General features: G+C 37.9%; 15 protein-coding genes. 6 read left to right on the plus strand and 9 right to left on the minus strand.

The features are described from left to right. Positions 1–7 precede the first annotated feature (7 nt). From rlmB to CS889_RS02935, 3 genes are read left to right on the plus strand one after another with little or no spacing between them, the layout of a single operon-like run. Complete coding sequence (gene rlmB / locus CS889_RS02925; protein ID WP_089086791.1) at positions 8–691, plus strand: 23S rRNA (guanosine(2251)-2'-O)-methyltransferase RlmB; 684 nt, start codon at positions 8–10, stop codon at positions 689–691. 12 nt (positions 692–703) lie between these two features. Next, entirely contained in the window at positions 704–1,669 is a 966-nt protein-coding gene (locus CS889_RS02930) for a sialidase (RefSeq protein WP_089086792.1), read from the plus strand. Then, a complete protein-coding gene (locus tag CS889_RS02935; protein WP_089086793.1) occupies positions 1,666–2,487 on the plus strand; it encodes a hypothetical protein in 822 nt (273 codons plus the stop codon). Before CS889_RS02930 ends, CS889_RS02935 begins: the two co-directional genes overlap by 4 nt. Before the next feature lie 70 nt (positions 2,488–2,557). On the opposite strand, the gene CS889_RS02940 is transcribed toward CS889_RS02935, so the two are convergent. From CS889_RS02940 to CS889_RS02970, 7 genes are all read right to left on the minus strand, one after another. Further along, positions 2,558–2,995, minus strand: a complete 438-nt coding sequence (locus tag CS889_RS02940; protein WP_089086794.1) for a hypothetical protein — start codon at positions 2,993–2,995, stop codon at positions 2,558–2,560. Between the two features lie 476 nt (positions 2,996–3,471). Continuing rightward, the gene (gene accA / locus CS889_RS02945) at positions 3,472–4,410 is read right to left on the minus strand and encodes an acetyl-CoA carboxylase carboxyl transferase subunit alpha (RefSeq protein WP_001029404.1); all 939 of its coding nucleotides are present in this window, start codon (positions 4,408–4,410) and stop codon (positions 3,472–3,474) included. 21 nt (positions 4,411–4,431) lie between these two features. Further along, a complete protein-coding gene (locus CS889_RS02950; RefSeq protein ID WP_089086795.1) occupies positions 4,432–5,670 on the minus strand; it encodes a beta-ketoacyl-ACP synthase II in 1,239 nt (412 codons plus the stop codon). A 103-nt stretch (positions 5,671–5,773) separates the two neighbouring features. After that, complete coding sequence (gene acpP / locus CS889_RS02955; RefSeq protein WP_001163095.1) at positions 5,774–6,010, minus strand: acyl carrier protein; 237 nt, start codon at positions 6,008–6,010, stop codon at positions 5,774–5,776. 225 nt (positions 6,011–6,235) lie between these two features. Further along, on the minus strand, positions 6,236–6,979 hold the full coding sequence (fabG, locus tag CS889_RS02960) for a 3-oxoacyl-ACP reductase FabG (protein WP_001160858.1): 744 nt from the start codon (positions 6,977–6,979) through the stop codon (positions 6,236–6,238). Positions 6,980–7,017: 38 nt separating this feature from the next. Continuing rightward, on the minus strand, positions 7,018–7,230 hold the full coding sequence (gene rpsU, locus CS889_RS02965) for a 30S ribosomal protein S21 (protein WP_001117778.1): 213 nt from the start codon (positions 7,228–7,230) through the stop codon (positions 7,018–7,020). Positions 7,231–7,330: 100 nt separating this feature from the next. Beyond that, entirely contained in the window at positions 7,331–8,581 is a 1,251-nt protein-coding gene (locus CS889_RS02970) for a hypothetical protein (protein WP_000996981.1), read from the minus strand. A 171-nt stretch (positions 8,582–8,752) separates the two neighbouring features. Here CS889_RS02970 and CS889_RS02975 point away from each other — a divergent pair, with 171 nt between their 5' ends. Continuing rightward, the gene (locus CS889_RS02975) at positions 8,753–8,998 is read left to right on the plus strand and encodes a ribbon-helix-helix domain-containing protein (protein WP_000418875.1); all 246 of its coding nucleotides are present in this window, start codon (positions 8,753–8,755) and stop codon (positions 8,996–8,998) included. A gap of 23 nt (positions 8,999–9,021) precedes the next feature. Here the strand turns inward: CS889_RS02975 and CS889_RS02980 are convergent, their stop codons facing one another. Continuing rightward, positions 9,022–9,669, minus strand: a complete 648-nt coding sequence (locus CS889_RS02980) for a YkgB family protein (protein WP_001148287.1) — start codon at positions 9,667–9,669, stop codon at positions 9,022–9,024. 96 nt (positions 9,670–9,765) lie between these two features. Then, complete coding sequence (gene dapF / locus CS889_RS02985; RefSeq protein WP_089086796.1) at positions 9,766–10,587, minus strand: diaminopimelate epimerase; 822 nt, start codon at positions 10,585–10,587, stop codon at positions 9,766–9,768. A gap of 114 nt (positions 10,588–10,701) precedes the next feature. Here dapF and CS889_RS02990 point away from each other — a divergent pair, with 114 nt between their 5' ends. Both CS889_RS02990 and CS889_RS08615 read left to right on the plus strand, forming a co-directional pair. Further along, a complete protein-coding gene (locus CS889_RS02990; RefSeq protein ID WP_000647393.1) occupies positions 10,702–11,751 on the plus strand; it encodes an AI-2E family transporter in 1,050 nt (349 codons plus the stop codon). Beyond that, positions 11,739–11,870: a hypothetical protein gene (locus tag CS889_RS08615; protein ID WP_001889723.1), complete on the plus strand. Its 132-nt coding sequence runs from the start codon at positions 11,739–11,741 to the stop codon at positions 11,868–11,870. Before CS889_RS02990 ends, CS889_RS08615 begins: the two co-directional genes overlap by 13 nt. Positions 11,871–12,406: the final 536 nt, after the last annotated feature.

Genomic DNA, 12,406 nt, shown 5'->3' on the forward strand with positions numbered 1-12,406 from the left:
GTTTAGCATGCAAGCAGTGGTTTATGGCAAGCAGGTGATTACGCACCTTCTAAACTCCCATCATGAAAAGTTGCAAGAAATCTATCTTTCCAAAGAAATAGACAAAAAGCTTTTTTTCGCGCTCAAAAAAGCATGCCCAAATATCATCAAAGTGGATAATAAAAAAGCGCAAAGCTTGGCTAAAGGGGGGAATCATCAAGGGGTTTTAGCTAAAGTGGAACTGCCTTTAGCGGCTTCTTTAAAAGAAATTAAAAAAGCTCAAAAACTTTTGGTGCTTTGTGGCATTACGGATGTGGGGAATATTGGGGGTATTTTTAGGAGCGCGTATTGTTTGGGAATGGATGGCGTTATTTTAGATTTTGCTAGAGAGTTTGCTTATGAGGGGATTGTGCGATCCAGCTTGGGGCTTATGTATGATCTGCCTTTTAGCGTTATGCCTAACACGCTGGATTTGATCAATGAATTGAAAACGAGCGGGTTTTTATGTTTGGGCGCGAGCATGCAAGGCTCTAGCCAAGCAGAAAATCTGTCCTTAAAAAAATGCGCTCTTTTTTTGGGGAGCGAACATGAGGGGTTGTCTAAAAAAATCCTTGCTAAAATGGATGCTATATTGAGTGTAAAGATGCGAAGGGATTTTGATTCGCTCAATGTGAGCGTGGCAGCAGGGATCTTAATGGATAAAATCAACTAGGTGGTCAATTGAATGGAACAGAATAAAAAAAGTTTAGAAAATTTAGATCTTTCTGATGTTCAAAACATTTCTAAAGATATTTCTGGCGCGGCATTAGAAGAATTATCGCTTAAAAATTTAGATAAAAATTTGCAGATTTTAAAAGAAGTTGGAGCGACAGAAATTTGCAAGGCGACTAAAATCGCTTCTAAAAATATCCATTCTATCTTGGAAAAACGCTATGAATCTTTATCAAGGGTGCATGCTAGGGGCTTTATACAGATTTTAGAACGCGAGTATAAAATTGATTTGAGCGCATGGGTGAAAGAATTTGACAAAGTGTGTGTTTTTAAAGAGGGCGTGGGAGAAGAGCAAAAACAAGAAACAAGCCCTGAAGAAACAGCAAAAAAACTCCTTAAGGTTGAATTGGATTACAGCATCAATCAAGCCAATACTTCATTATCCAAAAAGTCTTCCAAATGGAAACCCTTTGTTATCGTTTTAGGGGTGGTTGTCATTATTTTAGTGGTCGTTATCATTCAAAACAGCTCTTCTTTAAAAGAAGAAAGAGAGCAAGAAAGCGCTATTAAATCCGGCACTAAAAATAGTTCTTTCAATGAAGTTAGTCCTACAGAAGAAAAAAAGTTAGAGCCAACGCCTAAATTAGAAGAAAAACCAAAAGAACAAGACAAGCAAGGCAAAGAAGCGATCAAAGAAAATCCTAATACCATTTACATTATCCCTAAACGAGATATTTGGGTAGAAGTGATTGACTTAGATGAGAAGAAAAACTCTTTTCAAAAGGTTTTTAAAAAAAGTTATCCTTTAGAGGCTAAAAACCACCGCTTGTTGTTACGCTTTGGGCATGGGCATCTTATTCTTAAAAACAACCATCAAGAACAAGATTATAACGACAGCAAAACTAGGCGGTTTTTATACGATCCAAATAAAGGCTTAACGCTCATCAATGAGGCCCAATACAAAGTGCTCCAGCAATGAACAAGCTTTTTTTAGCTTTTATTGTTGGGGGAATGCTTTTAAACGCTGATGCTTTAAACGATAAGATTGAGAATTTAATGGGGGAGCGATCCTACCACATGAACAAGCTTTTTTTAGAGCGTTTGTTTAAAAATCGTAAGGATTTCTATGAAATGGGGCGTTTGGATTCCTTAAAATTGCTTAACACTCTCAAAGAAAACGGGCTTTTATCGTTTAATTTTGACAAACCAAGCGTGTTAAAAATCACTTTCAAGGCTTCAAGCAATCCCCTAGAGTTTGCCAAAAGCATCAACAATTCTTTGAACATGATGGGGTATTCGTATGTTTTGCCTATTAAAATGCAAAGTTCTTCAGGCGAGAATGTTTTTTCATACGAGCTTAAAACGGAATACGTTTTAGACCCTAACATTTTGATAGAGACGATGAAAAGGCATGGTTTTGATTTTATGGATATTAGACGGGTGTCTTTAAAAGAGTGGGAATACGACTTTGCCTTACAAAAGATCAAGCTCCCTAACGCGAGAGCCTTAGTTTTGAGTAGCGATCCTGTGGAGTTTAAGGAAGCGAGCGGGAAATATTGGCTGAGCGTGAATCAAAACGCGTATTTAAAAATAAGCTCCAATAACCCTTTATGGCAACCCAAAATCATTTTTTATGATGAAAACTTAAAGATCATTCAAATCATTGCTAAAGAAAACAGACAACAAGAAATCGCTCTTAACTTGCTCAATGGCGTGCGTTTTATCCATATCACTGACGCAAAAAACCCTATCATTTTAAAAAATGGGATTAGCGTGGTTTTTGATGCGATGCCTTAAGTAGGGGTAACCCTTATTTAATTGATTGGAATATGAGAAAATACGCTTTTAGATTTGAAAAAAGAGAGCCTTAATAATAGCGATCCACCCAATATTTACCAAAAAAAATCTTTTGTATCACACAGCCCACCAATAGATCAGCTCCTGCTTCTATAAAAAAGACAGCCCACCAATTAATAAAGCCAAACCATACAAAAAATAAATGCGCTGGTAAAGCGCCAAGCAATAGTGAAACGCCGCTCACAATAGAAATTCCAAAGCGGGTTTTAAAGATCTTACTTTTTTTGCCAAACGCCATGTCTGCTACAAATTCCCCACTAAAAGAAATCAAAAACCACCCAATCAAATGTTCAGGCATCAATAACCAAGCAACTGCGCTACTTCTATTAACTGCTGTAATGACAAGAAGCGAGAAAAAATACACGCTTGAAGATGCAAAATGCCTGCCCCTATTCCTTAAAGACCAATTCCTAGAAAAGCGGCTTTTGATTTTTTCATGTATAAACATGGGATTTCTTTCTTTTTTAAAATACCATTAGACCTAACTTTTGTATTGTAAAATAAGAATGCTTTCATTCAATATGTTGAGCATGATGATTGTCTTTTTATATTCAAACAAAAGGAGAGAGATAGCAGATTGGTAACACAATGATGTTTTTTATATTTTTTACAAACTATGTAAAATACCCGCTTTTTTCTAAAATGATAGCAAGTAGTGAAAAATTTGGCTTTGTCCTCATTGAGCGTTGGTTATCAAATCTAAAAAGTATTGCATTTTTTAAGATTGGATAATAGAGAGCTTGATTTTATCAAGCGGTATTTTTTAAAGCGGTCTTTAGGGGATTTTAGTTGTAGGGGGCAATTATTTCAAAACGCCCCTTATTTCCTTAAGAGAATGAGTTTAAAATAAAGTTTAAAAACAAAATTTTAAAAGTTTTAAAGAACCAGTTATCAATATTTTATTAAGGCAAAGTTTTTATAGATCTAATTCATGCCCTCCACAAACGAGCCAAGCGACATCAATTTTTGATAGCGGTTGTCAAGGAAATGAGGGTCTTGTTGGATAGTCCTTAGAGCGTCTAAAAAATACTCTTTGATCGTATTGGCGGCTGAAAATTTGTCTCTATGAGCCCCTTTGCTAGGCTCTAAGATAATATCATCAATAAGCCCCGCCTCCTTTAAATCTCTAGGCGTGATTTTCATCGCTTTAATAGCCACTTCAGTCTTGCTAGGGTCATCCCAAAGAATCGCCGCGCAACCTTCTGGGGATATAACGCTAAAAATGGAATATTCCATCATAGCCAACTTGTCAGCCACCGCAATCGCCAACGCACCACCACTGCCCCCTTCACCGATAATGACAGAAATAGTAGGGACTTTTAAGGAAGCGAACTCTTGGAGGTTTTTAGCGATCGCTTCACTTTGTCCTCTTTCTTCTGCGCCAATCCCCGGATACGCCCCGGCTGTATCCACAAGCATTAAAATAGGCAAATTAAATTTTTCAGCAAACTTTGCCATTTTCAAAGCCTTACGATAGCCACAAGGGTTAGGCATGCCGAAATTTCTTAAAAGCTTGTTTTTAGTCCCTCTGCCTTTTTCTTCTCCGATCACCACAACCGGGACATTATCAATTTTCCCTATAAAGCACACGATCGCTTTATCATCGTTATAATGCCTATCCCCAAAGACTTCATACTTATCTTTTAAGATGAGATCAATGTAATCCATAGCGTAGGGTCTGTCAGGGTGTCTTGCTAACTGGAGTTTTTGAAAATCAGTGAGATTGGAGTAAATGGTTTTAACTTCTTTATCCAATCTTTTTTCTAAGATTTCTTTAGCGTCCTCATCGCCTCTAATGAGAGCTAATTCAATTTCATTTTGAATCTCTTTAATATGATTTTCAAAATCTAAATAGATCGCCATTCACAAAATCCTAAATTAAAACTAGGCTTTTTTGAAAATCACAACACCATTAGTGCCACCAAAACCAAATGAGTTACTCATCACCGCATCCACTTGCTTTTCTCTGGCTGCATTAGGAATATAATCCAAATCGCATTCTGGGTCAGGCGTTTCTTGATTGATGGTAGGAGGTAAGATCCCTTGATTCATGGCCATGATAGAAATAACGGCTTCTAACGCACCCGCAGCACCCAAGCAATGCCCAATCTGCCCTTTAGTGGAGCTAACGGGAGGGACTTTTTCTTTAGAGCCAAACACATTTTTTAACGCAATGCTTTCATACCAATCGTTATAATGCGTGCTTGTCCCATGAGCGTTCACATAGCCTACTTCCACTTTCGCCATTTCTAAAGCCATTTTCATGGCTCTAAAAGCCCCTTTACCCTCAGGGGCTGGGGCTGTGATATGGTTAGCATCGCCGCTCTCGCCATACCCGGCAAATTCTGCATAAATTTTAGCCCCTCTTTTTTTCGCGCTCTCGTATTCTTCAAGCACTAAAGCCCCAGCGCCTTCGCCCATCACAAAGCCATTGCGATCCTTATCAAAAGGTCTTGAAGCTTTTTTAGGCTCATCATTCCTTGTAGAAAGGGCTTTAATGCTCGCAAACCCTCCAATCCCTACAGGACAAATGGTGGATTCTGCTCCCACGACTAGCATTCTGTCAGCCCCATTGAGCAAAATGGTTTTAACGGCTTCAATAATCGCATGAGTGCCTGCTGCACAAGCCGTTACGCTAGAGAGATTAGGCCCTTTAATGCCAAACTCAATGGAAGTGAAACCTCCAATCATGTTCACTAACGCAGAAGTGATGAAAAAGGGATTGACTTTTCTAGGGCCTTTTTCAAAACAAAAAATGGAATTCGCTTCAATATTGCCTAACCCGCCAATCCCAGAGCCAGAGCTTACACCCATGCGATTTGCCAATTCTTCGGGGCATCTATTGTGAGCGTCTAAAATCCCACTATCTTTCATCGCCTCTCTTGTGGCTTTCAAGGCTAATTGAATGAAACGACCCGCCTTTTTAACATCTTTGGGATTCATCACCTCTGTAGGGTCAAAGTCAGTGATTTCTCCAGCGATACGCACAGGAAACGCATTCGCATCAAAACTTTCTATGTTTTTGATACCGCATTCCCCTTTAGCGATCGCTAAAAAAGAATCTTCTTTATTTAAACCTAGCGAATTGATCATTCCCATTCCAGTTACTACAATCCGACGCACCAATAGCTCCTCATTTTAAAACTTTCATTCAATAAAACTAGATTTTAGCTAAAGCTAAATTTTTGACTAAAACCTGGAGACAAACCGCTCCAAGTTAAAAAGATTAAGCTAGTTTATTGTCCTCAATATACTTCACCACATCGCCCACATTGACGATTTTTTCCGCTTGCTCATCAGGAATTTCAATGTTAAACTTTTCTTCTAACGCCATGATCAATTCCACGACATCTAAAGAGTCCGCACCCAAATCCTTCACAAATTCCGCCTCTGGGGTAACTTGCGCCGCATCCACATTCAACTGCTCAGCAATAACTGCCTGAATATCTTCAAATAAAGCCATGATTAAAACTCCCTTGTTTTGTAAAAATTAAATCCAATCACCATTGGAGCGTTTATTTTTGCTCCAAAACATCTAAAATCCTATACAACAAATAAATTACAATGAGAAACAATATTAAGTAAATAATCCCCATTTGACAATAACCTCTTTGTTTTAGAATAACCCTATAATGGTAGCATGATTTTTGCTACTTACAAACTTTTATCGCTAAAAGAATGTTTAGGACTACATATAAAGTCCGCCATTGACCTTGAGAGTCTCTCCAGTGATATAACTAGAGTGATCACTCAAAAGAAACGCTACCGCTTGCGCCACTTCCTTAGCAGACCCTAGCCTGTTTAAAGGAATGTTTTTAACATAATCCGCTTTGAGTTCGTCTTTCAAATTAGCGTTCATGTCGGTTTCTATAAAGCCTGGCGTTACAGAGTTGAAACGAATATTCCTTAAAGCTCCCTCATAAGCAAAGGACTTGCTCATCGCAATCATCCCCCCCTTACTCGCTGAGTAGTTTGTCTGCCCCATATTGCCTCTTTCACCAATGATAGAAGCGACATTGACCACGCTCCCAAAACGACTCTTACTCATCACCTTTAAAGCCTCTCTGCAACCTATAAAAGCTGAAGTGAGATTATTGTCTATAACATGGTGAAAATCTTCTGTCTTCATTTTGATCGCTAATTTATCGCGCACCACACCAGCGTTATTCACCAAATAAGACAAACCTCCATCGCTTTGAACAATGGTTTGTATCGCTTCAACAAAATCGCTTTCAGAAGTCGCATCAAATTTAATGACAGCCGCTTTATAGCCTTTTTCTTCAAGCTCATTTTTCAAAGCGTCAGCCACTTCAGCATTACTGCGGTAATTGATCCAAACTTTCAGCCCCATAGAAGCGAGAGTCTTGGCGATTTCGGCCCCAATGCCTTTAGAAGCTCCAGTAATGAGAACATTTTTCCCTGTGAATTGCATTATTCAATAATCCTTAAATTTTAAATTTGTTCAAGTTCTTATAGTCTTGATTCGTAACGCCTTAACATGTAAAGACGCTTTAAGACCTTCTTTTTAGCGCTGATTTTTTGTTTTTTGCGTTTTTCAGTTTTAGACTCAAAGAACCTTCTAGCACGGCATTCTGTTACCACCAAATTGCGATCGGTTTGCTTTTTGAATCTCCTGTAAGCTTCATCAAACGCATCGCCTTCTCTAACCTTAATCCCTGGCATACTGCTATCACCTCTTTTCCATAGCTTAAAATCATTGCTTAACAATGGCTACAAACGAAATAATATTATATAAGACAGATTAACCGATTGTCAAGAATTTTCACTTTTTTCTAGCGATTTTGTTAATAAGGTTATAAGGATCAAAGGCGACCGTCATATACACTTGGTAGGATTCTGACCAAGGCAAGCTCCTATCAAAGCCTCCACGCATCGCATTAAGCACGAAATTGATTCGAACGGACGCAAAGTCGTTTTTCCAATTGTAATAAAAATCAAAACGATTGTATAAATTGGCTTGAAAGAATGGCACGCCACGATAAATGGGCGTGGGGCAGTAAGAAGGCGTGCAATACATTTCAACATATTGGTATTGGTTGTAAAAAGGCATTTCTGGGGTTTTAGCGAAATAAAATAAATTGTGTATTCCAAAGCCTTTGTATTGAATCTCCACATCAAATTGTCCCCCCACGCTATTGATAAAAGGCACATTTTTGTGGATTTGCCTCAATCGGCTTGATTCAGAAACCATGCCAAAACTGGCATTGAGCTTTTCCATAAAGGGGGCGATGTCTAAAAGGCTTGTCCCTATGTAAGCGTTAAAATAAAGGCGATCCATAAGATAAATATTATTATTGTCAATCGCTTTTTTTTCATTAAATTGCATGCCATCAGCCCCATTCAAAAGGTATTTGTCTTCGTTATGGAATAAGACAAAATACCCTCCAATACCCAATAAATCCTTAAAGAAATTATAAGCGACAGAGCCGTTCATTTGAAACCTATCCATCGCATTCCCATAAGGGTTTCTCCCGAATTTACAAGTGTTATAACAATTGCCTCCAAACCAATCTAGCATGAATTCCGCATGCCCATAATAGGGTTTTGAAGGCGAATAATGGTTTTGAAATTGTAATAAAAATCCCCTAGCGTTGGGATCTATAAACCAATAATAAGGGGCAAAAATATTCAAACCATACCTCCCTAAGAGGTTTTTTCTAGGAAAGATGCCACCATAAAAAGTAAAACGCTTTCCCCTAGCCTTATAATACATCGTAGGCCCCCAACGATAGGGAAAATTAGTGCTGTAATTATGGAAGTTTTGAAAGAAATACGCCCCCACAGTCAGGCTTTGCTCCACACCTCTTGTATAAAATTGGATCCCAAAATTTGGAGTCAAACGGGTTTTAAGATTGGTGTTAGTATTGACCCAATAAGGCGTTGAGCCTTCATGGTCCATGATGAACATATTGAAACCCAGATTGTATTTAAAAATATTCCAATCAAAAGCATGCGAATTAACGGCTAGCAAACAGACTAGAGAAGAACGTTTTAAAAAGGTGTTTATTGCCACTTGTTACCCCTATGTCATCATTTTTTTGATAAAAAAGCTTATCTTGTAACCAATGGGTATTCTAGCACATCTAAAAATATTTTTCTTTAGATTTAATATAAAATGGCGTTTATTTCATGTTAGAATAGCCACTATGATGTTACAACATACTAACTAAAAAAGGAAATTTTAATGGAATTAGGAAATAAAAATATAAAACCCGGTCGTAAGCGTGTCGCTGTAGATGAGTTGAAACGCAATTTTTCAGTGACTTTTTATCTCTCTAAAGAAGAACATGATGTTTTGAGACGCTTGGCTGACGAAGAGGTAGAAAGCGTCAATTCTTTTGTCAAACGCCACATTTTAAAAACGATCATTTACAAAAAAGGCACTAACCAAGATTCTTCTATCAATTGTGATTCTTCTAGTAGGCTTTAAGCCTACTTTAAGGTATTGGCTCTTTAAGAGCAACACCCACTAGAGCATTTAGTTTTAATCCCTACCGATGAGCGATCCATCAAGCAAAACCCTTTCCCTTCCAAATAGCGTTTCGCATCAAATCCGGCCACAAACAAGCCTCCAGCAAATAACGCCAAGTCTTTAACCACTAGCCTTCCAGCCCCAGAAAGCCATGGGAAATGCTGATTGACAAACACTTCTGGCGTTGTGAATAAAAAAGATAGGGTGGTAATCGTCATTCCAGCGACAAGCAAGCCACCAATCACGCCCATTAAAGGCATCCAAAGCCCCAAAAGCACCAAAATGCCTAGGATCATGATCGTAATCCCTAAACCTTCAGCCACTAAATAAGTGTGGTTTTCTTTATGCCATTCTTTGTTTTCAACGATTTTAGGGTCATCTTGCATTTCTTCTTGCATGGATTGGGATTCAGACATTTTGTGTTGTTTGTATGCGGGTTTTTCAAATTTATACATGAAAGAAAAGAAAGGGGAGTTGGCCACAAAAGGGGCGATCCCTTCAGCCTCGTAAGGCACAAACTTAAGCCCTCCAATCCAAATAAAAATGATGAAAATAGCTATATGCATCAAATAGCCGCCTAGATTCTGGAGTTTTGTGATCACTTCAAGCAATGATTTTAACGCTTGCATGGTTTTATTCCTTTAGGATATTTTTTATATTGCTAAAAACAGCCTAGGAATGATAGCGCATTATGTTTAATTACGACAAAATCATTTTGATTACCATTATAAGAAATGATGATCAAAAACACCCATGCCTAAAACGCTCATGCCGATATAACGCGCGACTCCTTTATAAAAAATTTCATCATTTTTTAAAGAAAGCTCTAAAAATTCGTTGCTTTTAGGGATGAGAGTGGCTTTTTTAGGGGTGTTATAAAAAAGGCGCGCGGCGATAAAAACCGCTGCCATGCCTGTCCCGCAAGCCAGCGTGAAATCTTCAACCCCTCTTTCATAAGTTTGTAAAAAAATCGTCTCTTCATTTTCTATAAAAGCGATGTTAATATTAGCGTTAAATTCATGCCTTAAAGCCCTTAATTCCAGCGTGTTAAGGGAATTTAACCACTCTTTATTTTTCACAAACCCCACTAAATGCGGTACTCCTGTATTGATGAGATAGAACATAGGGATATTTTCTAAAACGCTGTTATTAGTAAAAAATTTTTTGCATCTTAAATTGGGTATGGTGTCTAGGATTTGATAGTTACCGAGATTGCTCTCTACGATGTTGGGCTCTTCTATGCGAATAGAAATCTCTCTTTTTCCGGCTAAAAAAACATGCTCTTTAGGGGCTATATTATGCTGGTAGGCAAATAACCCCACGCAACGGCTCGCATTCCCGCACATGCCCGCTTTAGAGCCGTCTGAATTGTAAAAATCCCATTCGTAGTCATAATCCTTACTCGGTAAGACGACTACAAGCCCATCAGCCCCAAAACCCTCATGCCTATGGCACACCTGTTTGGCTAAATTGGAAAAATCTTTTTTTTTGAAACTTTGAGCGATTAAAAAATCATTCCCGCTCCCTGAATATTTGTAAAACACCATCTATACAAGCCTTTTTGATTTTAATTATAAGTTAAAAGAGGTTTTTTATCCTTAAAAGAGCGTTTTTTAGCTAACATTTGATAATTTTTGGTTCAGTTTAATGGGGATAATTGCATGAAAGCTCAGTATTTCTTTTGGATTCTTTTTTTGATTGGTTTTTATTGGATGCTTTATTTGTATCAAGATTTTTTAATGGACGCGCTGATCGCTGGGCTTTTGTGTGTGGGGCTTTTTCAAGTGAAAGTTTTTTTGAATAAACGCTTTTCTAATGTTATCAGTTCGTTTTTATGCGTTTTGGTTTTAGCGAGCGTTGTGATCGTGCCGTTGTATTTTATTGTTTATAAGGGTTCTAATGTCATTTTTGAAATCAATTTTGAAAAACTTTCAGCCTTAATCAAATGGCTTAAAGGGACAATCACCGAAAATCTATCGCATTTTCCTGCTATTCATGATGGGGTTAGCAAGTTTTTAGAAAATTTTAGCGCCGCTTCAATCACAGGCTATTTGTTGAAAGTGAGCAGTTATATTGGGAAATACAGCTTGAAACTCGTTACAGACGCTTTATTTATCTTGGGGTTATTGTTTTTCTTTTTTTACTATGGGGAGAAATTTTATCGTTATTTTTTAGGGGTCTTGCCTCTTGAAATGAATCAAAGTAAAAAGATTTTTGAAGAAGTGGCTGGGATTTTACGCATCGTGCTTTTAACTTCTCTCATCACGGTTATTTTAGAGGGCGTGGCGTTTGGGACGATGATAATATGGTTTGGGCATGACGGCTGGTCTTTAGGGATTTTATACGGCTTGGCGTCTTTAGTGCCGGCTGTTGGGGGGGCTTTGATTTGGATCCCTATAGCGATTTATGAGCTTTATCATGGGCATGTGAATGAGGCTATTTTTATCGTTTTGTATTCCATTTTGCTAATTGGTGTGTTGATTGATAGCGTGATCAAGCCAATTTTAATCGTTTTTATCAAAAAAAGAATCTTTAAAACCACCCTTAAAATCAATGAAATATTGATTTTCTTTTCTATGATTGCTGGGATTTCTCAATTTGGTTTTTGGGGGATTATTGTAGGGCCTACTATCACGGCGTTTTTTATCGCGCTACTGCGATTGTATGAAAATTACTTTATTCAAAAGGAGCAAAAAGCATGCGAATGTTGAATAAAAATAACGCATGCGTTTACATGCCAATCACGCAAAATAATGACAATGAAAATCATGTAAAAAGTGCGGACATTATCCACTCTTTCATTCCGCCGGCAAGAACGCTTAAAAATTAAGCCAATGGAGTGGGCTTGCTTTGAAATTATAATATAAATCTAATGCAAAGAATGTTGAATAACTAAAAAGCGCAGAAAAAGATCAATTAGTGTTTTGAATCACACAAAGAGAAGCCCACGCATTTTCCGACCCCGCAAAGCTATTACAAAAGAAAAAGACCTTAACTCTTTAAACTCTTTTGCTAATCCTACCATAAAATCCATTCAGTGCGCTAAAACACCCTAACGCATAAAAAAAGGCTTATACATGGTTAAGGTGGAGCTTTTGAAACATTTGTTTTTTGACAAGCTATTCAGTGGGTTTTTTAGGGGAGTTAGTCGCTTGCGACCCACTAACCACGACAAAAGCGAAAGAGCCATTTGTCTTTCAACCCTTAAAATCTTGATCATTCTAACGCGCCAATCCAAATGTAAAAGATAAGAATGCTAAAGAGCAAAAAGCTTCGCTATTTATTGCCCAAAGCGCATTAAACACCACCACGACTATGAAACCAATGACTAACGAACTATTAATAGGATTACAAAACGCGCTAAAA

The sequence above is a fragment of the Helicobacter pylori genome (genome assembly GCF_900120335.1).
GTDB classification, from domain to species: domain Bacteria; phylum Campylobacterota; class Campylobacteria; order Campylobacterales; family Helicobacteraceae; genus Helicobacter; species Helicobacter pylori_BU.